Source organism: Natronorubrum thiooxidans (assembly GCF_900156475.1).
Lineage (GTDB): Archaea > Halobacteriota > Halobacteria > Halobacteriales > Natrialbaceae > Natronorubrum > Natronorubrum thiooxidans.
In genome coordinates this window covers 145,697-168,489 of record NZ_FTNR01000005.1, presented here as the reverse complement: position 1 = coordinate 168,489, position 22,793 = coordinate 145,697, and the positions used below count along the sequence as shown (strand labels likewise).

The 22,793-nt window shown below is 63.7% G+C and carries 20 protein-coding genes; 8 read left to right on the top strand and 12 right to left on the bottom strand.

The genetic code is table 11. The features are described from left to right. Positions 1–24: 24 nt before the first annotated feature. The 4 genes from BW940_RS08940 to BW940_RS08925 all read right to left on the bottom strand — a co-directional run bounded on the left by BW940_RS08940 (position 25) and on the right by BW940_RS08925 (position 2,395). Positions 25–384 carry a hypothetical protein gene (locus tag BW940_RS08940; RefSeq protein WP_076608858.1) on the bottom strand — a complete coding sequence of 120 codons (360 nt, stop codon included), beginning with the start codon at positions 382–384 and terminating at the stop codon, positions 25–27. A gap of 67 nt (positions 385–451) precedes the next feature. Beyond that, positions 452–865, bottom strand: a complete 414-nt coding sequence (locus BW940_RS08935; protein ID WP_076608857.1) for a GNAT family N-acetyltransferase — start codon at positions 863–865, stop codon at positions 452–454. Positions 866–926: 61 nt separating this feature from the next. Further along, entirely contained in the window at positions 927–1,166 is a 240-nt protein-coding gene (gene samp2 / locus BW940_RS08930; RefSeq protein WP_076608856.1) for a ubiquitin-like small modifier protein SAMP2, read from the bottom strand. Positions 1,167–1,318: 152 nt separating this feature from the next. Continuing rightward, positions 1,319–2,395 carry a polymer-forming cytoskeletal protein gene (locus BW940_RS08925; RefSeq protein WP_076608855.1) on the bottom strand — a complete coding sequence of 359 codons (1,077 nt, stop codon included), beginning with the start codon at positions 2,393–2,395 and terminating at the stop codon, positions 1,319–1,321. Between the two features lie 186 nt (positions 2,396–2,581). On the opposite strand from BW940_RS08925, the gene BW940_RS08920 reads away from it, so the two are divergent. Then, complete coding sequence (locus BW940_RS08920) at positions 2,582–5,671, top strand: replication factor C small subunit (RefSeq protein WP_076608854.1); 3,090 nt, start codon at positions 2,582–2,584, stop codon at positions 5,669–5,671. 27 nt (positions 5,672–5,698) lie between these two features. Here the strand turns inward: BW940_RS08920 and BW940_RS08915 are convergent, their stop codons facing one another. Further along, positions 5,699–6,940 (bottom strand): ATP-binding protein, encoded by a 1,242-nt coding sequence (locus BW940_RS08915; protein ID WP_076608853.1) that lies wholly within the window; start codon positions 6,938–6,940, stop codon positions 5,699–5,701. 214 nt (positions 6,941–7,154) lie between these two features. Between BW940_RS08915 and alaS the strand changes: the two genes are divergently transcribed. Both alaS and BW940_RS08905 read left to right on the top strand, forming a co-directional pair. Continuing rightward, a complete protein-coding gene (gene alaS / locus BW940_RS08910; RefSeq protein ID WP_076608852.1) occupies positions 7,155–9,926 on the top strand; it encodes an alanine--tRNA ligase in 2,772 nt (923 codons plus the stop codon). Between the two features lie 60 nt (positions 9,927–9,986). After that, on the top strand, positions 9,987–10,760 hold the full coding sequence (locus BW940_RS08905; protein ID WP_076608851.1) for an alpha/beta fold hydrolase: 774 nt from the start codon (positions 9,987–9,989) through the stop codon (positions 10,758–10,760). An 11-nt stretch (positions 10,761–10,771) separates the two neighbouring features. On the opposite strand, the gene BW940_RS08900 is transcribed toward BW940_RS08905, so the two are convergent. Next, positions 10,772–11,929 (bottom strand): MFS transporter, encoded by a 1,158-nt coding sequence (locus BW940_RS08900; protein ID WP_076608850.1) that lies wholly within the window; start codon positions 11,927–11,929, stop codon positions 10,772–10,774. A gap of 161 nt (positions 11,930–12,090) precedes the next feature. Here BW940_RS08900 and BW940_RS08895 point away from each other — a divergent pair, with 161 nt between their 5' ends. Continuing rightward, positions 12,091–13,359 carry a class I adenylate-forming enzyme family protein gene (locus tag BW940_RS08895; RefSeq protein WP_173834874.1) on the top strand — a complete coding sequence of 423 codons (1,269 nt, stop codon included), beginning with the start codon at positions 12,091–12,093 and terminating at the stop codon, positions 13,357–13,359. Between the two features lie 107 nt (positions 13,360–13,466). Further along, a complete protein-coding gene (locus tag BW940_RS08890; RefSeq protein ID WP_076608849.1) occupies positions 13,467–14,201 on the top strand; it encodes a type 1 glutamine amidotransferase in 735 nt (244 codons plus the stop codon). 121 nt (positions 14,202–14,322) lie between these two features. Here BW940_RS08890 and BW940_RS08885 read toward each other — a convergent pair whose 3' ends face one another. Beyond that, complete coding sequence (locus tag BW940_RS08885; RefSeq protein WP_076608848.1) at positions 14,323–16,521, bottom strand: (Fe-S)-binding protein; 2,199 nt, start codon at positions 16,519–16,521, stop codon at positions 14,323–14,325. Between the two features lie 182 nt (positions 16,522–16,703). Here BW940_RS08885 and BW940_RS08880 point away from each other — a divergent pair, with 182 nt between their 5' ends. Together BW940_RS08880 and BW940_RS08875 are read left to right on the top strand one after the other, a co-directional pair. Continuing rightward, positions 16,704–17,300 carry a conditioned medium-induced protein 4 gene (locus BW940_RS08880; protein ID WP_076608847.1) on the top strand — a complete coding sequence of 199 codons (597 nt, stop codon included), beginning with the start codon at positions 16,704–16,706 and terminating at the stop codon, positions 17,298–17,300. Positions 17,301–17,423: 123 nt separating this feature from the next. Further along, on the top strand, positions 17,424–18,110 hold the full coding sequence (locus BW940_RS08875) for a hypothetical protein (RefSeq protein WP_076608846.1): 687 nt from the start codon (positions 17,424–17,426) through the stop codon (positions 18,108–18,110). Positions 18,111–18,115: 5 nt separating this feature from the next. Here the strand turns inward: BW940_RS08875 and BW940_RS08870 are convergent, their stop codons facing one another. The 3 genes from BW940_RS08870 to BW940_RS08860 are packed head-to-tail and all read right to left on the bottom strand — an operon-like array spanning position 18,116 to position 19,595. Next, complete coding sequence (locus BW940_RS08870; protein ID WP_076608845.1) at positions 18,116–18,700, bottom strand: L-threonylcarbamoyladenylate synthase; 585 nt, start codon at positions 18,698–18,700, stop codon at positions 18,116–18,118. A gap of 56 nt (positions 18,701–18,756) precedes the next feature. Next, entirely contained in the window at positions 18,757–19,266 is a 510-nt protein-coding gene (locus BW940_RS08865; protein ID WP_076608844.1) for a redoxin domain-containing protein, read from the bottom strand. Further along, a complete protein-coding gene (locus tag BW940_RS08860; RefSeq protein ID WP_076608843.1) occupies positions 19,266–19,595 on the bottom strand; it encodes a glutaredoxin family protein in 330 nt (109 codons plus the stop codon). Before BW940_RS08860 ends, BW940_RS08865 begins: the two co-directional genes overlap by 1 nt. A 101-nt stretch (positions 19,596–19,696) precedes the next feature. On the opposite strand from BW940_RS08860, the gene BW940_RS08855 reads away from it, so the two are divergent. Next, a complete protein-coding gene (locus BW940_RS08855) occupies positions 19,697–21,118 on the top strand; it encodes a hemolysin family protein (protein WP_076608842.1) in 1,422 nt (473 codons plus the stop codon). 6 nt (positions 21,119–21,124) lie between these two features. Here BW940_RS08855 and BW940_RS08850 read toward each other — a convergent pair whose 3' ends face one another. Then, positions 21,125–21,571 (bottom strand): acyl-CoA thioesterase, encoded by a 447-nt coding sequence (locus BW940_RS08850; RefSeq protein WP_076608841.1) that lies wholly within the window; start codon positions 21,569–21,571, stop codon positions 21,125–21,127. 84 nt (positions 21,572–21,655) lie between these two features. Beyond that, positions 21,656–22,660 (bottom strand): AAA family ATPase, encoded by a 1,005-nt coding sequence (locus tag BW940_RS08845; RefSeq protein ID WP_076608840.1) that lies wholly within the window; start codon positions 22,658–22,660, stop codon positions 21,656–21,658. Positions 22,661–22,793 lie beyond the last annotated feature (133 nt).

Sequence of the window (22,793 nt, the reverse complement as noted above, 5' to 3'; positions counted from 1 at the left end):
TCGGTCGGCACACTCCAGACCGGCCTACATCGAGAGCATCGCGCGAGCGCGCTCTCGAAGCGTTGGCTCCGGTTCGGGCTGGCTGCGTAGACGCTGCTGGGCCATGGTTCGAACCCGCTGTTTTGCCGGTTCGGAGGTCGCGATGTTGACTGCCCAGTCGGGCATCTGTTGTTCGAGCTCTGCCTGTTTCTCCGCTTTGAGCTGGCTGTACTGTCGTAACGCGAGTCCGACGCCGATGAACAGCCCGGCGTCGAGCAGTTCCCGACGGAACCGCTCTCTGTCTTTGCGGATCGCAATCGCCTTGACGAGCGAGAGGCCGCCGATCGCGAGATAGAGTTTCGAGTTCTTCGACGAATCTCCGCGGAGTAGCTGTCCGAGTGGCATGCGACGCGACGTACCACGTTCTTCCGTATAAATTTCCGCTGGAACACGCCTGCATTGCCGTTCGGGCTCACTCGAGCGTCGAGATGACGCCTCGATACCGCCGGTCGTCGATCGGCTCGATCGAAAACCCGAGCGCCTCGTAGAACGGGCGGACGCCCGCGTCGAACTGCGCTGTCAGTCGCCCCTCGCGATCTGTGGCGCGTTCGATCAGCGCGCGACCGATGCCACGGGCGCGATGGCGACGTCGGACGCCGATCGCCGAGACGTGTGCGCCGGGGTCGTCCGCGAGGGGCTCGAGGACGATCGTCCCGAGGATACGTTCGGCATCGGCGTTTCTCCCGCCGCGTCGGTCGCCGGCGACGAGGACGTTTCCTTCATCGATCCGTCCTTCGACGTTGCCCGGCTCGAGCATGGCAGCGTCGAGGATGCGCCGGACCTCGAGGCCGTCGTCGGCAGTTGCAGTGCGGACGTGGCCCTTCATTCCTCAGGGTCGTTGGCCGACGGTGGGCCACCGTTCCTCGGTTGTGGGTCGGCACATGGCGTCACTGCTCCCCGCCCTTGATCAGTCGTAACACCGTCAGGTGGTCGCTTTCGACCGGCTGATCCTCGGGAACGGGACGGCCGTCGACGAGGACGCTCACCTCGTGTGGGCTGAGGTCGATCTCGCGAAGCAGGTCCGCGTAGGTCGGCCTCGAGTCGCCGGGGGCCGTAGTCGCCGTGGGGACCGCCTCGAGATCGATCTCGTGGGTGGTCTCGCCTTTAACGTCGACGGTGACGTGCATGGTCGTCGTTGCGAGGGCACGGACTTGAGCGCGTCGCTCGCATCCGTCACCGACGACGTCGGCGCGTGTTGCAGCCGGACTGTGTCCGTCAGTGCCGGCACGATCGTGACCCTGCGTGCGGTCGCGCCCGGATACAGGGACAGCGACCCGTCTCAGTCGGTCGTCGGCCCGTCGGAGCCGACCTCGCTTCGTGGTTCGTCTCGAGCCGTCTTCCGATGGCTGTACAGCCCATAGGTGAGCGCACCAAGCCCGAGCAGGAAGATGAGCAGATTAAGCAGGCTACCGACGTATGGGAGCTGTGCAAGGGCTGCGCCGCCGACCAGCCCGACGACGAGCGCGAGCCAGCGGTTGCCGACGCCGACGACCGAGAGCAGCCACGCGGCGACGGCGTAGCGACCGTATATGATCCCGATCCAGACCATGAGGGCAAAGCCGAACGCGCCGACGAACGAGAACGGAATGCCAACCACCGTGATCGCCAGCGCGATCAGCAAGATTGGGATCCCGATAAGGACGCCGAGCCCGACCAGCCCGGATCGCACGGGTGTGCGTGCAACTCGACCCGCGACACGGTCGGAAAATCGGGGGAACAGAGCGAGCAACGCGGCCCCAAACACCAGGTTCAGGACGAGGACGTACGCCGAGAACAGCCACGAAGCGATCGGCTGGATCGTCGGCGTGAGGTCGACACCGATCGAGGAGTCCTGCTCGATCTCGCCGGCGACGGCGTCAGTGTTTCCCTCGAGGCTGCCGCCGTAGCGCAGGTCGCCCGCGATCGCGGCGTCGTCGCCGAGCGTGATCGTTTCGGCACCGATTTCGGCGCTCCCCTCGATCGTGCCGTCGATAACGGCGCTTCCGGCACCGACTGCGACGTCGCCGCCGACGGTCCCGTCCTCGGTGAGCGTGAAACTGCCGGTGGCGGCTTCGACATCGCCGTCGACCGTGCCGGCGATCGTCACGCTTCCCGCGGCGGCCTCGACGTTACCGCCGACGTCGCCATTGATCCGTACCTCCCCGGCGACCGCGTTGACGTCACCGGTGACGGTGCCTTCGACGACGACCGTCCCGCCGAACGCCTCGAGTTCGTCGACGGTCTCGTCCTCTTCGACGACGACCGTGCCACCCGTTTGGCTGTTCGACTGGGCGGCGACCGTGGCTGGGATCGTCCCGACGAGGACGAGTGCGATCACGGCGACGACCAGTGCCCGCGAGACCTGCTTCCTGTTCATACACTATCATTGGACCGCTGATGATAAAAACGTACGACAGTGGTTCCAGCGAGGAAAACGGTCCCAGGCTCGTGATCGTCACCGTCTGATTCGAATCCGTAATCGGCGATCGCTCCTCGCATACCTGTCTCGAGGCCGGCGGTGCCGTTCGGTCGTTTTATCTGCCAGCCATCCCTTTCGAGCGGTATGAGCGAGGCCGACGCCGAGGCGGCGGAGCCGACTCCCGGCAAGACCGAAGTCTGGATCGAGAAGTATCGGCCGGAACGGCTCGACGAGATCAAGGGCCACGAGAACATCGTCCCGCGACTCAAGCGCTACGTCGAGCAGGACGACCTGCCGCACCTCATGTTTGCAGGGCCGGCCGGAACCGGGAAATGCGTCACTGGAGAGACGCCCGTACTGACGAACGACGGCGTCGCTCCGATCTCGACCGTGGTCGGCGATGTCAACGGATTCGGGACACCGGACGACGACCTCGAGATTCTGACCTACAACACCGACGGTTCGTTCGAATACGCCGCCCCGTCGCACGTCTTCTCGAAGGAGGCGACCGACCTCGTCTCGGTCGAGACGCGAGACGGAAACGAGTTCACGGTCACGTCGGAACACAAACTCCTCGTGGCCGACGAATCAGGCCTCGAGTGGCGAGAAGCTGGAACCCTGTCCGGCGACGAACGTCTCGTTCGCCCGTTGGAAACGCCGCTCGCAGACGCCGGTTCGTCCACGTCGCTCGATTGGTTCGCGTCAATGGACGGCGACAGAACGTTCGTCACCGTTTCGGAATCATTCGCCGAGCGATACGATATTCCGGCCGAAGAGAACTACGTCGGACAGAAGAAAACGGTGATCGGCTGTCTTCGACGGGGATATTCGCTCGACGAAATCACCGCCGAGTACGACATCTCTCGGAAAACGGCACGGGACTACGAACGGGGAATCTCGACCGATCTCGAGAAGCCGTCGACGACCTGCTCGTTGGCCTATTTCCGATCGCTGGACGTCGCGGAGTCGGAGCTTCGGGACCACGTCGAATCCGTGCAGTATGTCACCTCGTACAACAATCGATCCAGTCCGATTACGCCGCCGTGGGACCTCACGCCGGACCTCGCACGCTTCGTCGGCCTCGCGATTAGCGAAGCCCGAATCGAGAACGGCCGCATCAAGTTTTACAACACTGACAATGCGCTCTGTAAGGCATTCGAGCGCATCGCACGGGAACTGTTCGACGTCGAGACGACCCGTGGTGTGCAACAAGACGTCCCCTACGTCGAACTGCGGACGAAGTCGCTGCATCACTTCCTCGAGTCCTGTTTCGATGTCTTTGGCGACTCGTCGGAATCAGCCATCGGTTCGACTCTCGTTCACGCTCCGGACGACGTTCGAGCAGCGTTCTTACGGGCCGTCTTCGATTCCGAAGCGTACGTCGCGGAGCAGGGAACGATCGAACTGACGCAGAAAGACGAATCACTGATTACGCTCTGTTCGTACCTGCTCGCCTCGTTCGGTGTTCCGACGAGACGGAAGCGGCTCGAGAAGACGGCAACGAACGGCTCCGGGCCGATACAGCAGTATCACGCACTGTATATTTCGGGTGTCTCAGCGCTCTCGCGATTCGAAGACGCCGTTGGATTCAGTATCGATTACAAACGCGGACGGCTCGCCGATGCGACTGGGGGGGCCGGAAATCCGAACCACGACACGATGCCCGCACAGGCTGCCATCGATGACCTGTGCCAGACGCTTGCGTTGCCAAAAGAGCCGCTGGTGACCGAAACGCTGCATCCCGACACCCCCAGCCGCGAATCCGAACTCGAGGACATCGACCGCGTTCTCGAGGCCGCGTCCGACCAGCTCGAGGCGGCACAGCAGGTTAAACGAGAGATCGAGCGGGTTCGATCCGACATCCGGTCCGTGAGTGCCGTTCCGACGGAGTGGATCGATCGCCGAGACGCGCTCGAACCGCTCGAAGCGCGAAACGAAGTCGAATCCACGACGGGAATTCGGACAGATCGGTTGCTCGAGTACGCCGACGGCCGACGGTCCCCGACCGCAAGCCGTGCGGGCGAGTTGCTCGTTACCCTCGAGTCGCGCGTCGAAACACCGGACACCGCCGCGGTACAGCAATCGCTCCGAGACGCGATCGACGCACTCGGTGTCTCGGACAACCGGATCGCCGAGGGAACGGAACTGCTCGGCAGGGACGTTCGCCAGCTCGTCGAGAACGACGATCACGATCTCGCGTCGCTGCCACGGTTCGAGACTGTCGCCGGTCGGCTCCTCGACGTGGCAGACGAGATGTGTTCGATGGCAGTCGTCGAGCAATTGGTCGACTTAGATCGACTCGCTCGCGGGACGCTCTACTTCGACCGCGTGACGGCCGTCGAGCGGGTACAAGACGAGCGACGCGTGTACGATCTCACGGTTCCCGGAACGCGAAACTACGTCGCCGGCGACGTGCCGACGGTCATGCACAATACGACCGCTGCGCAAGCCATCGCCCGCGAAGTCTACGAGGACGACTGGCGCGAGAACTTCCTCGAGTTAAACGCCTCCGACCAGCGGGGGATCGACGTCGTTCGCGACCGGATCAAGGACTTCGCGCGCTCGAGTTTCGGTGGCTACGACCACCGTATCATCTTTCTCGACGAGGCTGACGCACTGACCAGCGACGCCCAGTCCGCACTGCGCCGGACGATGGAGCAGTTCTCCAACAACACGCGCTTTATTCTCTCGTGTAACTACTCGAGTCAGATCATCGACCCGATTCAGTCACGCTGTGCGGTGTTCCGGTTTACCGAACTCTCGGCGGACGCCCTCGAGGCCCAGATTCGGGAAATCGCTGCGATCGAAGGGATCGACGTGACCGACGACGGCGTCGATGCGCTGGTCTTTGCGGGCGATGGCGACATGCGAAAGGCGATCAACGGGCTGCAGGCGGCTGCCGTCATGGGCGAGGTCGTCGACGAGGAAACCGTTTTCGCGATCACCTCGACGGCCCGTCCCGAGGAAGTCGAGGCGATGGTCGAACACGCCATCGACGGCGATTTCACCGCCGCTCGCGCCGCCTTAGAGGATCTTCTGATGGAACGCGGCCTCGCCGGCGGCGACGTTATCGACCAGCTCCACCGCTCGGCCTGGGAGTTCGACATTCCTGAACAGGCGACCGTGCGGCTGCTCGAGCGGCTTGGCGAAGTCGATTACCGGATCACAGAGGGCGCGAACGAACGCCTGCAACTCGAGGCGATGTTGGCGTCGCTGGCACTCGAAAACGAGTAGTCCCGGACCGTCGACCGGCGCGTTCTGTTATCCGATTTCGGCGTCGTCGACGCCAGAGCACACGAACACCGTGTGTTCGTCGTCGCTGGTACTGGCGACTGTCCAGCCGTGGGCGTCGGCGATACGTCTGGCCGACCCTCTTTCGACACCAGCTTCGTCTGTCACAGCCAAGGGCTCGGAGAGTGGCGGCCTCGAGAGGCCGCTGTCGCCGTCCGTGTCATTGCCGACGAAGAACCCGTCGTCGGTTGCACCGACGATAACGGCGCTGGTCGCTGCCGGCTCGTCCTCGAGGAGCGTCCGAAAGACCCCTTCAAATAGCTTTTGGAGCCGCGTTTTGTCCGCCTCGAGGATGCGATCGGTTCCGTCTGGGGTGACGAGTCGGGCGTCGTCGGTCACGATGGCGGCCCAGGCTCGTCGGGCGATGTCATGTATCGCGACAGGTTCCGTCTCGCCGACGCTCTCGTCTCGGCGTGCGATCGAGGCGAGTTCGTCGATGCGTTCTCGGAGGTGTCCCTGTGCCTCGTCGACCGCTGCGAAGTGATCCGGATGTCCGATCTCTTCGGCGGCCTCGAGATAGCCGCTGGCGACGTTCAGTGCGGTCGCGACGTCATCGTCGAGCACGTCTGCGATTGTCTCGAGTCGGGTTCGTGTGGTGGCCAACGCTCGTGTGTCTCGGGTCGCTTCCGTAACGTCGAGGGGGCTGTCGATGATCGCCTCGCGGTCGATATCGAACGTGTCGACGAAGTCGTCGGTGACCGCGCGAACGACCGCGTGACCGTCGACGCGTTCGTACCGCAGCGCTGGCTCGGGGAGGCACTCGAAGGCGGTTCGAGGTCGGGACGCGTCGGTGGCGTTCGTATCGTCTCCAGCGTCCCGACAGACCCACTCGATCTCGTCTGCGAGGTGGGCGACGGCGTTCTCGGTCCCCTGGCGGACGTAGCCGTCGACCCCGTCGGTGGCGTGGGCTGCTGTCGGCGTGTACGAGGCGTCGGTAAAGAGGACCAGCGGCGTCGACTCGCAGGCCTCGCTCACCTCGAGCAGGCTGGCCCCCGCCGTCGTCGTCGGCGTCTCGGCGAAGACGACACAGTCGACGTCCGTCACCCATGTGCCAGGCGTTCCGGCTGACGCCGTCGACAACGGATAGACCGCTCGGTCCTGATCCGACGGGACGGCCTCGAGTGCGGTTGCACCCTCGCGGGCCGTCGCATCGCTGCCAGCGAGATAGAGCACCTGTTGGGGTTGGGGTTGCGGTCGCGATGGGCCGGGCATGGTGGTGAGTGACGAACTCGTTTTGGAACGAACTCTCTACCTTGATAAAGCTACTTCGAATGGATATACTATCGACTGTCAATACGATGATTTCTCGGGCGATTCGGTTTCGATCGGCTCGCGACTCGAGCAGCTGTCCGGCGCAGACCATGCAATAGTTTCGAAATAAACGTTGCGGAACTGTTTTAGGCGCTGGCTCGCGAACACACCTGTAATGAGCGAACTGGCGGACGAATACCGCCTCGAGTACTTCGAGGAGGAAGGATTCGAGCGCAAGGAGTGTCCGAGCTGTGGTGCGCATTTCTGGACCCGCGATCACGGGCGAGAAACCTGCGGTGAGCCCCCGTGTGAAGAGTACGGCTTCATCGAGAACGCCGGCTTCGACGACGAGTACAGCCTCGAGGAGATGCGCGAGGCGTTTCTCTCGTACTTCGAGGACCACGGCCACGAACGGATCGAGCCCTACCCCGTCGCGGCGAACCGCTGGCGTGATGACGTCCTGTTGACCCAGGCGTCGATCTACGACTTCCAGCCGCTCGTGACGAGCGGGGAGACGCCGCCACCGGCGAACCCGCTGACGATCAGCCAGCCCTGTATCCGGATGCAGGACATCGACAACGTGGGCAAGACGGGTCGGCACACGATGGCCTTCGAGATGATGGCCCACCACGCGTTCAACACGCGCGAAGATGCCCCCGACGAGTACGCCTACAAGGGTGAGGTCTACTGGAAAGACGAGACCGTTGAACTCTGTGACGGCTTTTTCGACTCGTTGGGTGTCGATCTCGACGAGATTATCTACATCGAAGATCCGTGGGTCGGCGGCGGCAACGCCGGCCCCGCGATGGAGGTCATCTTCCGTGGCGTCGAACTCGCGACGCTCGTCTTCATGTCGATGGAGCAGGATCCCGACGGCGAGTACGAAATGAAAGACGGGAACCGCTACAGCCCGATGGATACCTACATCGTCGACACAGGCTACGGCCTCGAGCGCTGGACGTGGGTCTCCCAGGGCACACCGACGGTCTACGAGGCGGTCTACCCCGATATGATCGAGTTCCTCAAAGACAACGCGGAGCTCGAGCACACCGACGACGAAGAACAGCTGATCCACCGCACCGCCAAGCTGGCGGGTCACATGGACATCGACGAGGCCGAAGACATGGAGACCGCCCGTGGTGAGATTGCCGCCGAACTCGATGTGGATGCCGGCGAACTCGAGGCGCTGATGGAACCCCTCGAGGACATTTATGCGATCGCAGACCACTGTCGGACCCTTGCCTATATGCTCGGCGACGGGATCGTCCCCTCGAACGTCGGCACGGGCTATCTCACCCGGATGGTACTTCGCCGAACTAAACGGCTCTGTGACACCGTCGGCGTCGACGCGCCGCTCGACGAACTCGTCGATATGCAGGCTAAACGGCTCGACTACAAGAACCGCGACACGATCCGTGACATCGTCCGCACCGAGGTCGAGAAGTATCGCGAGACGCTCGAGCGCGGCGGTCGCCGGGTCGAAGCGATGGCCGAGGAGTACGCCGAGAAGGGCGAGCCCATTCCGGTCGAAGAGCTGATCGAACTCTACGACTCACACGGGCTCCAGCCGGATATGGTCGAAGAGATCGCCGCGGACGCGGGAGCCGCCGTCGACGTGCCCGACGACTTCTACAGCCTCGTCGCAAAGCGCCACGAGACGCCGGAGGCGGCCGACGAAGACGAAGACGAAGACGAGCGCTTCGAGGATCTCCCCGAGACGGAGAAACTGTACTACGACGACCAACAGCGAACCCAGTTCGAAGCTGTCGTCCTCGACGTCTTCGAGCGAGAGGAGAGCTACGACGTCGTCTTAGACCAGACGATGTTCTATCCTGAAGGCGGTGGCCAGCCCGCAGATCAGGGGACGCTCTCGACCGACGACACGACTGTCGAGGTCGAAGACGTCCAGATCGAAGACGGCGTGATTCTCCATCGAACGGACGAAAGCCCCGGCAAAGGCGAGTTCGTCAAGGGACAGGTTGACGGCACCCGTCGTCGCCAGCTGATGCGCCATCACACGGCGACACACATCGTCATCCACGCGGCCCGGCAGGTACTCGGCGAGCACATCCGACAGGCCGGTGCCCAGAAGGGTATCGAGAGCTCGCGGATCGACATGCGCCACTACGCTCGCATCAGCCGCGAGGACGTCAAACGGATCGAGTCGCTCGCCAACGATATCGTGATGGACAACACCGCCGTGACCCAGGAGTGGCCCGACCGCCACGATGCCGAGGCCGAACACGGCTTCGACCTCTATCAGGGCGGGATCCCGCCGGGTGAACAGATCCGGCTAATTCACGTCGACGACGACGTCCAGGCCTGCGGTGGCACGCACGTCGCCCGCACCGGCGACATCGGCGCGATCAAAGTGCTGAACACCGAGCGCGTCCAGGACGGTGTCGAGCGGATCACCTTCGCCGCTGGCGATGCTGCGATCCAGTCCACCCAGCGAAAAGAGGATGCGCTGTATGAGGCCGCGGACGTTCTCGACGTCTCGCCAGCGGACGTCCCCGAAACGGCCGAACGATTCTTCGAGGAGTGGAAGGGCCGTGGCAAGGAGATCGAAGACCTGAAAGAACAGCTCGCTGCTGCTCGAGCCGGCGGCGGTGGCGGCGGCGAAGAAGTCGACATCGGTGAGACGACGGCCGTCATTGACCGCATCGACGCCGACATGGGCGAACTACGCGCGACCGCAAACGCGCTCGTCGAGGAGGGGAAGATCGCCGTCCTCGGCAGCGGTGAGAGCGGTGCCCAGTTCGTCGTCGCCGTGCCCGACGATTCGGGTGTCAACGCCGGTGAGGTCGTCGGTGAACTCGCCAGCCGCGTTGGCGGCGGCGGCGGCGGCCCACCGGACTTCGCCCAGGGTGGCGGCCCGAACGTCGCCGATCTGGATGCGGCGCTCGAGGACGCGCCGGACGTCCTTCGGCAGGTCCAGGACGCCTGATCGGCCTCGAGTCGTCCGAAAACCGAAACCACCGTTTTTCTTCGGGCCGTCGTCGGAGCTATGCCTACCGCTACCAACGGCTCCGTCTCGCTGTACTACGATCGTGAGGGCGACGGCGATCCCGTCGTCTTCGTTTCTGACGCCGGCCTCGGCGGCTGGTCGTGGGGCTGGCAACACGCCGCCCTCGCCGGCCCTGCCGAGGTCGTCGTCTGGGATCTGCGCGGAACCGGCCACTCCGACGCGCCGCCCGGGCCCTACGCACTCGAGGCGCTCGTCGCTGACCTCGAGGCGGTGCTGGCCGACTGTGAGATCCGAAAAGCGCACCTCGTCGGCTGTGGCCTCGGTGGGGCGATCGCGCTTCGTGCCGCTCGAGACTCGAGCCGCGTCGAGACGCTGACGCTCTTTGGAACCGCCGCCAGCGGCGACGCCTACGACCTCGAGCCGTTGTTCGCGCCGCCGGCAGATCGCGAGGCGCTTCGGGAGTCGCTTGCGGCCGGGCTCCCAGCGGACTTTCTCGAGGCACAACCTGACGTGCTCGATGGCATCGTCGACTGGCGTGCCGATGGCGATGCCGACCGCGCGGGCTGGGCGGCACAAGTCGCCGCGCTCGAGGACTTCGACGCCAGCGACTGGCTGGTCGAGGTGACCCAGCCGACGCGGGTCATTCACGGCAGCGAGGACGAACTGGTCGCTTCTTCGGCCGGGCAGGATCTGGCTCGAGGACTCCCGAGAGGGGAGTACACCGAACTCGAGGGCGCGGGCCACCTCTGCTTTATCGAGCGCTCGCGGACGGTCAACGACCGACTCGCGGGGTGGCTCGCGAACGACGAGTAGTCCTCGATCGGTCAGCTCGGAAGCCGGTTCGTTCGCTCGAGGACGACGAGGACGACGACCGACGCGCCGAGGAGGGCAGCAGCACCACCGAACACCGCATTGTACGTCAGTCCGGACTCGATGAGCAGTCCGACGACCCACGAGCCGAGCGCCTGCATGAGCATCCAACTCGAGCTAAAGACGGCGTAGGCACTGCCTCGAGTCGAGTCCGGGAGCGTGTCGAGCAGGTACGTATCCGTCGCGGGAAACAGGGTGTGGATGACGAATCCGATGACGCCGGTGAGAGCGAGTAACGGAAGCAGGCCGTCGACCACCGTCAACGCGAACATGCTCGCGGAGAACGTCCCGACAATGCCGAGCAGGTACGGAACGTGCGGGAGTCGATCGGCCAGATCGCCGCCGAAGTAGAACGCGGGGACGCCGGCGGCAAAGACGATCGTGAGCATCGTCCCCGCCATTCGGTCGGAGAGCCCTTTCGATTGCATGTACAGCTCATAGAAGTTGAACAGCCCCTGCCAGACGAACGACGCCGCGCCGACGAGTACCAGCGCGGTCACGATGAGCCGCCACTCCGACAGCGCGCCGGCGACGAAATCGCGGTCGTCTGCACCCGCCGCTGGCATCTCGGTCCCTCGCGCAGCGACCCACGTGTAGACCGTCACCACCGCCGCCCCGACGGCGATCGCCCACAGCGAGAGTCGCCAGTCGACGAGCAGCGTGAGCACGACGAACGGGGCGGCGATCACCGCGGCGATCTGGTTGGCTGCGCCGTGGATCCCCATCACGTGCCCGACGCGGGAGGGGTACAGTTCGCTCAACAGCGGGTTCGCCGAGACGAAGTAGACCCCGGAGGCGATGCCCATAAAAAACGCCCCGGCCATGAGGTGTGGGATGGTCGTCGCGGTCGCAGCGAACGCGGATGAGCCGGCGAGGATCACGCCGGAGCCGAGCACGACCTGATGGCGCGGGACTTTCGTGAGCACCCAGCCGGTCGGAAGCCGCAGCGAGGCGCTCCCGATCCAGGCGAGGGTCACGATGAGGCCAGCAGTCCCCTCACCGATCGCGAACTCGCCGATGAAGACGTCCAAAAGTGGGGCGAAGATGATTCTGGCGAGGTTGACGAGGAAAACGAGTCCACAGAGAGATGCGAAGAGTCGAGCGCGGGCCACGACTGGTATTTCAAACAGGGGGTCTCAAGCGTTCCGAAACTGAACCGCTCCCGCGCCGTTTTGACGTCAACTCGAGGCGGCCGGATTCGGTACGTGTCCCGTTCCGATTGAGCAATCCGGTGGTGCTTGCGAGTGACCCCTCCCCTACTACGTAATCCCGAGTGGAAGTCAGCTTTGTGACCCTTTCGCTGGCTCGCCGGGCCGAACGATTTTCGGACCGAACGGCGGTTGTCGACAGTTCCGAAGAGCGGCTGTACGCGCCCGCGGAGACGATCCACGAGGTCCACGAGGATCGAGTCTCCTACGCCGAGCTGTCGGCGCTCGCGACCCGTGCCGCCGAACAGCTTTCGGCGCTCGGCCTCGAGGCCAGCGACGTCCTTTGTCTCGTGACACGAAACCGGGTCGTCTCGCTCGCGCTCTTCTTTGCCTGTCGTCGCCTCGGCGTGACGTTCGCGCCGATCTCTCACTGGCTGACGCCGGCGACCGTTACGCGTCCCTTTGAGGTCATCGACCCCGATCTCGTCGTCTTCGAGGCGGCCCAGCGCGACCTCGTCCGGTCGATCCCGTTCGACCGCTCGGCGACGCTCTCGGAACTCGAGGCCGCCGACTGCAACTCGGAAGCCGACGTCGCCAGTCACGACACGGTGACTCGAGACGAGGCAGACGGCCCGCAGGTGCTCTTCCACGGCGATGGCGGCCGTCCAGTCGTCGGCTACTCGGCACGAACGCTCGAGTGGAACTGCATCTCGACGGCCGTCACGTGGGGGCTGTCGGGCGATGACGTCGTGCCGCTCGTGGGGCCGCTGTCGGCCCCCGACGGATTCGTTCGTGTCGCGCTGGCGCTGTTGTACGTCGGCGGCACGCTCCTCCTCGACCGGGCGTTCGACCCCGGCGACACGCTGACCGCCATCGAGGCGGAGCGGGCGACGTTCCTCGCGGGCCGCACGACGGCGCTCACTGACCTCGCAGCCGAGTCGCGGTTTGATGACGCTGCCGGATCGCTCGAGCGCGCCGTCGTCGAGGGATCGCTCTCAGCCGACGTTCGCGACCGATACCGCGACTGCTCGATGTCGCTCGCCCGCGCTCGCGGCTGGCTCGAGTGTCCGACCGCGCTCAGTCAGTCGTTTTCGACGGCCGCCGACTCTGGGGGCGTCGGCCGCCCGGTTCTCGACTGCCGCGCACGGCTGGTCGACGACGACGGCACCGTCCTCGAGGGCGAGGCCGAGGGCCGACTCGAGCTGTCGGGCCCCGTCGTCGCCGACGGCTACGTGAATACTGCCGGCGCTGCTGACGACGAGTGGGACGAGCCCACGACCGGTCAGCGCTCGGATGAGACGGGACACGACAACTGCAGGCGGTTCGACGACGGCTGGTTTCACACCGGCGAGCGGTTCCGACGCGACGGCGACGGGCGCTACTACCCATCGTGAGTCGGTCGGTGTCGCCCTCGAGACCGGCTCCGTCGCCCCGTCCACGATCGAGGCGACGGCTGCGCGGGGCGGAAAGCCTATTCATCCGGAGTAACCACTACAACGTAATGAATCAGCTCCGGCTTGCCGTCCTGAACGCGGCCCATCAGGACCAGAACACGACGCGAAACTTCCGGCGCGAGCTCGACGCCTCGCTCGCGGAGTTCGACGCGACCGAGGGCGAGGTGCCACACGGCTTCGAGTACGATGGGGCCGTCGTCACGGGCTCTCGATCCTCTGTGTACTGGGACGAAGAATGGATTCGAGCCACGAAAGCGTGGGTCAGCGATGCGATCGATCGAGATATCCCCTTCCTCGGCGTCTGTTGGGGCCACCAGCTGCTTGCGGACGTTCTCGGCGGCACCGTCGAGGATATGGGTGCCTACGAGGTCGGGTACAGCGAGATCGAACATTTCGGCGAGTCGCAGCTGTTCGACGGCATCGACGAGTCGTTCACCGCCTTTACCAGCCACTCCGACGAAGTCTCACAGCTTCCGGCCGGCGCGGAACCGCTCGCCACGAACCAGTACTCGAATCATGGCTTCCGCAAGGACCGGGTTTTCGGCGTCCAGTTCCACCCCGAGTACGACCCGAAGACGGCCCGTGAACTCGTCCACCGAAAAGAACTCTCCGACGAGCGCCGCGACTCCGTCCTCGCCGAGATTACCCAGGACAACTACCAGCAGGCCTGTGAGGCGAAACTCGTCTTCGAAAACTTCCTCAAGTTCGTTCGCGAAGTGAACACAGCCGATGCAGCCGCCGAGTCGGACGTGCAGTCCCCGTCCGTTGGTTCGTCTGACTAGCGGGCGCTTTTTTCTGGGTCGCAGCCGTCGGCGGTTCTGTGACGTCGACGCTCGATGTGGTGCTCTCGAAACGAGGCGACAAAACGAGCGACAGCGGCGGTGAAAACCGAGTCAGACCGTATCAGTCGGCTGCGACTTCGACGTTCGCTTCCTCGGCCTTGCCGATCGCTTCGACGATGAGTTCGGCGACGTCGACGATCTCGATTTCGTCCTCGTAGCCGCCTGTTTTGCGGCCGTCCTCGTACATCGTCATGCACATCGGACAGGCGACGACGAACTTGTCGATATCGGGGCCGGCGTCGGTGTCCTCGAGTGCCTCCCGGATGCGTTCCTCGCTCGGTTTTGGTTCTTCTTCGAAGTCCATCCAGAGGCCACCGCCACCGCCACCACAGCAGAAGGCGTTGGCGCGGTTGCGTGGCATCTCATCGAGCGTACAGCCCGTCGCCTTGATCAGCTCACGCGGGGCCTCGTACTCGTCGTTGTACCGGCCGAGATGACATGGATCGTGGTAGGTGACCGTGTAGTCGAGTTCGGTGCCGGTGAGCTCGAGGTTGCCCTCGGCGACGAGTTCTTCGACCGCCTGGGTCCAGTGGTAGACGTCGATCTCGCCGTCGTCGTTCCAGAACTCCTCGTAGTCGAAGGGCATCATCGGGTCGTCGGCGAACTCCTCGAAGTCGACCTCCGGATACTCGTTTTTGAACGTGTTGTAGGAGTGGGGGTCGGTGCAGACGATCGTGTCGAACTCACAGTCCTCCCACGTTTCGACGTGGTGGCCGGCAAGTTCGACGTAGAGGAACTCCTCGCCGACGCGGCGGATGTCGTTGCCGTCGTACTTTTCATCGTCGAAGAGGATGCCGAAGCTGACGTCGGCTTCCTTGAGGATCGTCGCCAGCGAGCGGGCAACCTGCTTGTTGCGCTCGTCGTAGCTCGGGAAGTCGCCAACATACCAGAGGTAGTCGACTTCCTCCTCGCGGGCGTCGGCGACGTCGAACTCGAGGTCCTCCGTCCAGTCGCCACGGTTGCGGGGACTGTCGCCGAACGTGTTGCCGTTTTGCATGACGTTCTGGAAGACGTCCTGCATCGAACTCGAGATATCTCCCTGATCGGTCGCCTGACGGTTGAGTCGGGTAAACGACTGCAGGTGTTCGATCTCGACGGGACAGGCGTCCATACAGGCCATACAGGCCATACAGGACTCCATCGTCTCCGTGTTGATGACGCTCGTGCCGCCGTCGGCGATGATCGGCTGCTCCTCGCCGCCGGCGTCGAGTTCTTCGCGGTATTTTTTCAGGTCGAGGATGACGTCCCGTGGGTCAAGCGGTCGGTCGGAGGCCTTCGCGGGACAGACCGACGAACAGCGACCACACTTGGTACAGGCGTCCTGATCGAGCAGCTCTTTCCAGGTGAAGTCGTCGATGGACTCCGCGTTGGTCGCGTCCAGATCTGCCGGGACGTTTGGCAGTCGAGCGCCGGCCTTCTCGTCACGCGTGACGACGTTGGCGAACGAGGAGAGCATGTGGAACGGCTTGGCGTAGGGTATCCACGCGATAAAGAACAGTGCGAGCAGCGAGTGCGACCACCAGGTCAGCCAGTGGAGCGTCTCGGCGTTGAACGCGAGATGATCCATCGCCGCGTAGTTCGCACTCAGTGCTGCCTCGGTCGTCGGCAGTCCGACCGCGCCAAAGAGCAGTGCCAGCCCGTAGCCGACGAAGCTGACGACCTCGTGTTCGGGCATCCCTGTAATGTAGATCCGGAAGCCCTCGAGGAGGAAGCCACCGACGCCGAGGCCGAACAGCGTCCAGATGAAGATATCGTCCTCGCTGGAGGTGTGACGGCCCCAGAGACGGTTATTTCGAACCCAGTAGCGCCGATAGAGTGCCATGCCGATCCCGACGACGAACAACAGCCCCATCGCGTCGACCATGAACTGGTAGGCGAGATAGAAGTCGCCCTCCCAGAAGACGAAGCCGAAGAACAGTTCCGTGCCGTACTGTTCGACGGCGATGATCGTCGTCGCGATCAGCAGCGTCAGGAAGCCCCAGAGGATAAACGAGTGCATCAGACCGCCGTAGAGGTCCCTGTTGAACTGTTTCTCGTTCGAGAGGACGATCTTGGCTGCGCTGACGATTCGGTTCGGTAACGCATCGAGCCGAGCGAACGGATCGTCGTCGCCCTCGGCGTACCGACTGAACCGTCGGTAGACACCGTAGGCGAAGACGGCGAGGGTAATCGCCACGAGGAGATAGAACATCGCATACCCGATGCTTCCGATCCCCAGGTAGGTCTCTCTCCCCACCTCCGACTGTGCTATGACGTTCATGTACAATGACGGGGAGGGATGTGACTTAATTCTTGTCACACCATGAAGTTGCCAACCGCTACGCCTTCTTGCGGAAATTTCTATCTCATTTCTAGTTTATAATTGTTGTCAATGGCTATTTTTTCGGACCCCACGCTATCTGGCAACAGCCTTAAATAGCCGCCCGTCGGGAGTGTCCACCCATGAACGAAAAAACTGAGGAACTCCGCGACCTCTTCACCGACGTCACCGACGGCGAAAAAACCGTCACCGAATCGCAGGAGAACACCCGTGGCTCGCTCGAGCGCGACGAACGAACGACTACGGAGCGCCTCGAGAACGTGGTCGCCCAGATGCGCGACCGCTACGAGTTCGAGACGGCGCTGTCCGACGACGCCCTCATTACGGTTGCGAAAGCGTTCTACGACGGCGATTCCGACGCAGACATCGCCGACGACCTCGACGCCGACGTCGACGCCGCCGACGTGTTCGAGGCGCGGCTGGCGTTGCACCTCGTCGACGAGTCGGACGCCGACGAAGTCGACCTCGCGGCGATCCGCGACCGCGAGGAAGACGACGCCACGCTCGCCGCGGAGTACAACGCCAGTGAAGCCAAAATTCGACGCTACCGCCGCGTCGCCGCGGCCGAAGACGAGTCGCGAGCGGCGAACGACCGCTACCGCGACGAGTTCGACAGCATCCTCGCGGATGCAGACCTCTCCGGGCGAATGGCGACCGACGTCCGCGAGGACGGCCTCGAGGACGCGACCGAAGGAATGGAGACGAAAGTCGACTTCTAGAACGACTCAAGCGCGACGGCGTGCCCGACTCGACCGCTGACACGGAACACTGGCAGGGCATGGGTGTGACCGACGCCACCGATTCGGCGAGGCTTTTTATATGATCGGGCGGCCAGACGGCCCGTGTCTCGAGCCCCGATTCCGTTCAGCGATCTGCGGGCGGCGGCGTACTGTCCGCGGAAGTGTTACTACCAGCAGACCAACGACGATGGAGACCGCGAGCCGCCACCGGCGGTCGAAGCCATCCGTGCGCTCGCAACGCGCTACGAGGCGTTACTCGAGGCATCGACGAGTGCACTCGAATCCGAACCGATTGCCGTCGCAGCCGTCCGGTATCGCGATCGACTCGAGACGACTCGCGATCGCCTCGCAGACGGCGGCCACTGGGAGCGACTCTGTAATCCCCGAGACCGGCACGTTCTCGCAACTGGTCGCCGCTGTCGTGGCATCGTCCACAAGGTCCTCGCAGAGCCCCTCGAGCCAGTCCTGATTTCGGCTGGGAAGCCACCCGAACAGGGCGTCTGGGAGCCCCAGTCAGTCCACGCTGTCGCGGCCGCGAAAGCGATCGCCTGGGAACACCAGCAACCAGTCGAGCGTGCCTGGCTCGAGTACCCCGCCTACGGTGTCGTTCGGTCGGTCGACCTGACGACACGCCGGAGAGCACGGTATCGGCGAGCGCTGCGGACGGTCCGGGAACTCGACGGGCCACCGGCCCGAACCAGCAATCGCTCAAAGTGTGAGTCCTGTGAGTTCGCCACAGAGTGTGGGGTTCGAACGCGAACGTTGCGATCGTTGCTCGGGTTCGGGTAGGTCGGTTATCGGCGCTCAAGCCACGCTTCGATCTCGTCGGCCATCGCCCCGCGGCGGTGGATCGTCGCTGTCGAGAGATCGACGACGGTGCTTTCGGTGCCGGGCGTCTCGCCCGTGTCGAGTTCCACGGCGGCCGCGTCACGGATCGCCGGATCGAGGGCCTCGAGTTTCCGGACGCTCCCGTGCCCGCTGACGTTCGCACTCGTCGCGGTGATCGGGGTGCCGGCCCGTTCACAGAGCGCCAGCGCGAGGTCGTGATCCGGAATCCGGACGCCGACTCGGTCGCGGCCGGCCGTGAGTATCTCTGGAACGGACTCCCGGCGGCGACAGAGCACCGTCACGGGACCGGGGAGGAACCGAGCCATGAACTGGCGCTCGCGGTCGCTCGCCCGAACGTATCTCAGTGCCGAGGGAACCGACGGGACGGCAAGCGAGATCGGCTTTGATCGGTCCCGCCCTTTCGCGTCGAAGACCGCGGCGACTGCCGCAGGGTCGAGAGCGTCCGCACCGAGTCCGTAGACCGTCTCCGTGGGGTAGACGACGAGCTCACCGTCGTTGATCGCGGCTGCTGCACGCTCGAGGTCGTTCATTTGGTACAAATCGGCCGGTCATCGACAAAAGCGTATCGTGACCGCTTGAACGGAAGCTACACGAGGTCGAGACGCTCCTCGAGGGCGTCGTAGTCCGGAAACTCGGGCCACTCGGTCGCCACCCACGCGGCCTCGACGGTGCAGTCGTCGTCGATCGCAAAGAATGCCACGCGGGGCTCGGTAATCCCGGTCATCCCGTCGAGGGCGTGAGCGATGCCGTAGGCGTCGGCGACCTCGTTTCCGGGATCAGCAAAGAGTGTGAACGGCGAGTCGTTCTCGTCGAGGAACCGCGAGATGCCGTACGGCGTCGAGGCAGTGATGCCGACGACACGTTCGTCATAATCGGCCCAGCCACGCCCGGCGAGTTCGTCCCAGACGTACTTGCCGACGAACGAGCCGATCATCGGGGTGAATACGAGGATCGTCCGGCCGTCGGCAGCGAGTTCGGAGAGAGTTCGATCCTGCCAGAACTCGTCGGTGACCAGCGGGCGGGTGAAGTCCGGTGCCTCGTCTCCGACTGTCGGATGGTCAGCGGGACCGAGGTCGACGACCTCGAAATCAGGCATTACTCCGCACCTCCGGCGTCCGCGACGGCGGTCTCCTCGGCAGTGTCAGTGTCGGTTGTGTGACCGTAGGTCGCCTCGAGGTAGCCGACGATGTTTGCACTCTCGGCCATCGTGACGCCCGTCGTCTCGTCGACGATGACGGGGACAGTTCGGACACCCGCGACGCGCTTGACGACGTCTCGGCGCGAGTGAAGCGGTTCGACGAACCGCGAGGTGTACTCGAGGTCGTACGCCTCGAGCAGTCGGGTAACGCGTTCACAGTATGGACAGGCCTGCAACCGGTAGAACGTGATTGGCGCGTCGGTGTCTGCGCTGGTGGATGCTCCCATACCCGTTCGTTGGGCAAACGGGCGGGTAAGCGTGTCGTCGCCGGCGAGTTCGAGCGATAATGGTAAACTGTTAACCGATTCGGCTACAAGGCACGATATCAATGGCGTTATCTCCGCTACTCGAGGTCGTGGTTGCCGTCTACGAGGTTCCAGTCGTGGGCCTCGAGTTCGATCAGTCGACAGTGACGGTTCTCGGTGCCCTTGCAGTAGTGGTCCTTATCGGACTCTCTGGATTCTTCTCTTCCTCGGAGATCGCGATGTTTAACCTCCCAAAACACCGCCTCGAGGGAATGATCGAAGACGGTGTGACGGGGGCCGAGCTGGTGAAATCCCTCAAAGACGATCCCCATCGACTGCTCGTGACGATTCTGGTCGGCAACAACATCGTCAACATCGCGATGTCCTCGATTGCGACGGCGATCCTGTCGATTTATTTCGGCGGATTGGTCGGCGTGGTGCTGGCGACGTTCGGGATCACGGCACTCGTCTTACTGTTCGGTGAGAGCGTTCCGAAGTCCTACGCGGTCGAGAACACCGAGTCGTGGGCGATTCGGATCTCGAAACCGCTGAAGGCCACGGAGTACCTGCTCTATCCGCTCATCATTCTCTTTGATTATCTCACTCGACAGATCAACAGACTGATCGGCTCGACGGGCGCGATTGAATCTCCGTACGTCACCCGTGATGAGATCCAGGAGATGATCGAGTCTGGCGAGCGCGAGGGCGTCTTGGAAGAGGAAGAACACGAGATGCTCACACGCATCTTCCGGTTCAACAACACCATCGTCAAGGAGGTGATGACTCCCCGACTCGACATGACCGCGGTCCCCAAAGACGCAGACATCGACGAGGCGATCGAGACCTGTATCCAGAGTGGCCACGCCCGGGTGCCCGTCTACGAGGGCAGCCTCGACAACGTCCAGGGAGTCGTCCACATCCGCGACCTCGTGCGCGACCTTAACTACGGCGAAGCCGAGGCTGACGACCTCCGACTCGAGGACCTCATCCAGCCGACGCTCCACGTTCCCGAATCGAAGAACGTCGACGAACTGCTGACCGAGATGCGTGAAAACCGGATGCATATGGCGATCGTCATCGACGAGTTCGGCACGACCGAGGGGCTGGTGACCGTCGAGGACATGATCGAGGAGATCGTCGGCGAGATCTTGAAAACCGGCGAGGAAGAACCGGTCGAACAACTCGACGAGCGGACCGTCATCGTCCGCGGCGAGGTCAACATCGAGGACGTCAACGAGGCGCTTGAGATCGACCTGCCCGAGGGCCAGGAGTTCGAGACCATCGCCGGCTTCATCTTCAATCGGGCCGGCCGCCTCGTCGAGGAAGGCGAGGAGATCACCTACGACGGCGTCCGGATCACCGTCGAGACCGTCGAAAACACCCGGATCATGAAGGCACGACTGCGAAAACTCGAGGAACCACTCGAGCCAGCGGTCGACGACGAGAACGCTGAGGCTGACGTCGAGAGCGTCGAGGCCGACGAGGAGTCGGTGACTCGAGACTGACCGCGCCTATTCTACGCCGTCTTCGACCTCGAGCATCCGTGCTTGCAGCTCCTGTCCTCGTTCGGACTCGACGGTCAGGTCCGGAACCGGAACCGCGGAGCCGTCCTCGTCGATCGCGACGAACGTAAACGACGACTCGGTCGTCCGCTCGGTCTCGCCGCTTCGTGGCTCCTCACGCCAGGCCCGAAGGCCGACGTGGACGCTCGTTCGACCTGCATCGTAGACGAACGCCTCGACCAAGGCCGTGTCGCCGATCCCGATGGGACGCTCGAAGTCGAGTTCGTTCACGCGAGCGGTGACACACGTTTCCCCGGCAAAGCGCATCGCAGACATCGCGCCGACCTCGTCGAGCCACTTCATCAGGTTGCCGCCGTGGAGCGTGTCGTTGTTGTTCGCGTGGTTCGGCTGGACGCGGAATCGGTTCTGGATATGTGTCTCGAGGACAGTGGGCATATCCCCATCTTCACAGCATGGCATGAAGAAAACACCTACTCGAGTCGCAACTCCGCGAGTGAGCCGTTACCGAGCGGTCGCCTCTCAGGCGTCCCGGCCCAGTTCCGCCAACAGATGTGAGACGTGAATCCGGTCGCTCGAGCCCTCGTGCATCTCGAACTCGATATTCGCGGCCAGCCGGTGCATCCGCGCCAGTTTCTCACCCTGATAGCGCTTGCGAGCCACTTCGAGGATCGAATCGAGTACCTCCTCACCATCGAGGCCTTCGTCGACGAGCAGGTCGTCTAGGGCCTTTCTGGCGTCCGTAAACGCGCCCGCTTCGGCATCGTCGAGCATTGCTTCGATCTCGTCCTCGAGGCCGACCTCGCCGATCGTCTCGTAGGCCGCCTGCATCGTCAACTCGCCCTCGGTTTCGACGGTCGTCTGGGCGGCCAGCACCGCCTGCCGGAGGTTGCCCCCCGCATAGCCCGCGACGAACTCGAGGCCGTCGGCGTCGTATGCGACGCCCTCCCGTTCGACGATGCGCTCTAAGACGGTGACAACCTCTTCACTCGAGGGGGCAGGCAGGGAGACGGGGAAACATCGCGAGCGGATCGGTGGGATGAGTTTGGTGGGTTGGCGGGTGGCGATAATAAACTGCGTCGTCCGGTGGTGTTGTTCCATGATCCGGCGCAACGCCTGCTGGAAGTCCTCGCGAACGTCCTCGGCGTTATCGAGCAGGATCGTCTTGTACTCGCCGGAGACCGAGGCATAGCTCGCGGATTCCTTGAGGACACGGTTGATCATGTCTCGTTTGGACATCGACGAGCGACCGACGAGAAACTGGGCGAAGCGGGGATCGTTTTTGATCTCCGTTTTCGTGCGGCCGAAGAAGTCGGCGACGTTGATCTCGATCAGATCGTTGTCCGGATCGGCGTGTGCCTCACGTGCGAGTGCGCGCGCCGCCGCCGTCTTCCCGCTCCCGGGTGGACCCTGCAGGAGGAGGTTGATCGGCTCATCGACGGCTCGCTCGAGATACTCACGAGCGTCGTCCTGTGGCAACTCGGCCAGCTCGGGGGCGTGGGTGTCGGTCCACAGCGGCGCGTCCATCGCCAGTCGGTAGGGCTGGGGTGGGTAAGAATCGGTCGGTTAGTCGTCGGCCGCCGGCTCATACGGACTGCTGTCGTCACTGACCGCCGATCATCGACCCGTCTCTGGTGATCGGCGATACATCGTTACAGCA

Bases quoted from the DNA above. Each gene is read 5' to 3' on its own strand.
- BW940_RS08915 (WP_076608853.1), bottom strand. From the start codon at position 6,940: ATGCCCGGCCCATCGCGACCGCAACCCCAACCCCAACAGGTGCTCTAT.
- BW940_RS08870 (WP_076608845.1), bottom strand. From the start codon at position 18,700: ATGAACGACCTCGAGCGTGCAGCAGCCGCGATCAACGACGGTGAGCTC.
- BW940_RS08865 (WP_076608844.1), bottom strand. From the start codon at position 19,266: ATGCCTGATTTCGAGGTCGTCGACCTCGGTCCCGCTGACCATCCGACA.
- BW940_RS08905 (WP_076608851.1), top strand. From the start codon at position 9,987: ATGCCTACCGCTACCAACGGCTCCGTCTCGCTGTACTACGATCGTGAG.
- BW940_RS08850 (WP_076608841.1), bottom strand. From the start codon at position 21,571: ATGCCCACTGTCCTCGAGACACATATCCAGAACCGATTCCGCGTCCAG.
- BW940_RS08860 (WP_076608843.1), bottom strand. From the start codon at position 19,595: ATGGGAGCATCCACCAGCGCAGACACCGACGCGCCAATCACGTTCTAC.
- BW940_RS08940 (WP_076608858.1), bottom strand. From the start codon at position 384: ATGCCACTCGGACAGCTACTCCGCGGAGATTCGTCGAAGAACTCGAAA.
- BW940_RS08855 (WP_076608842.1), top strand. From the start codon at position 19,697: ATGGCGTTATCTCCGCTACTCGAGGTCGTGGTTGCCGTCTACGAGGTT.
- alaS (WP_076608852.1), top strand. From the start codon at position 7,155: ATGAGCGAACTGGCGGACGAATACCGCCTCGAGTACTTCGAGGAGGAA.
- BW940_RS08935 (WP_076608857.1), bottom strand. From the start codon at position 865: ATGAAGGGCCACGTCCGCACTGCAACTGCCGACGACGGCCTCGAGGTC.
- BW940_RS08925 (WP_076608855.1), bottom strand. From the start codon at position 2,395: ATGAACAGGAAGCAGGTCTCGCGGGCACTGGTCGTCGCCGTGATCGCA.
- BW940_RS08845 (WP_076608840.1), bottom strand. From the start codon at position 22,660: ATGGACGCGCCGCTGTGGACCGACACCCACGCCCCCGAGCTGGCCGAG.
- samp2 (WP_076608856.1), bottom strand. From the start codon at position 1,166: ATGCACGTCACCGTCGACGTTAAAGGCGAGACCACCCACGAGATCGAT.
- BW940_RS08885 (WP_076608848.1), bottom strand. From the start codon at position 16,521: ATGAACGTCATAGCACAGTCGGAGGTGGGGAGAGAGACCTACCTGGGG.
- BW940_RS08890 (WP_076608849.1), top strand. From the start codon at position 13,467: ATGAATCAGCTCCGGCTTGCCGTCCTGAACGCGGCCCATCAGGACCAG.
- BW940_RS08880 (WP_076608847.1), top strand. From the start codon at position 16,704: ATGAACGAAAAAACTGAGGAACTCCGCGACCTCTTCACCGACGTCACC.
- BW940_RS08920 (WP_076608854.1), top strand. From the start codon at position 2,582: ATGAGCGAGGCCGACGCCGAGGCGGCGGAGCCGACTCCCGGCAAGACC.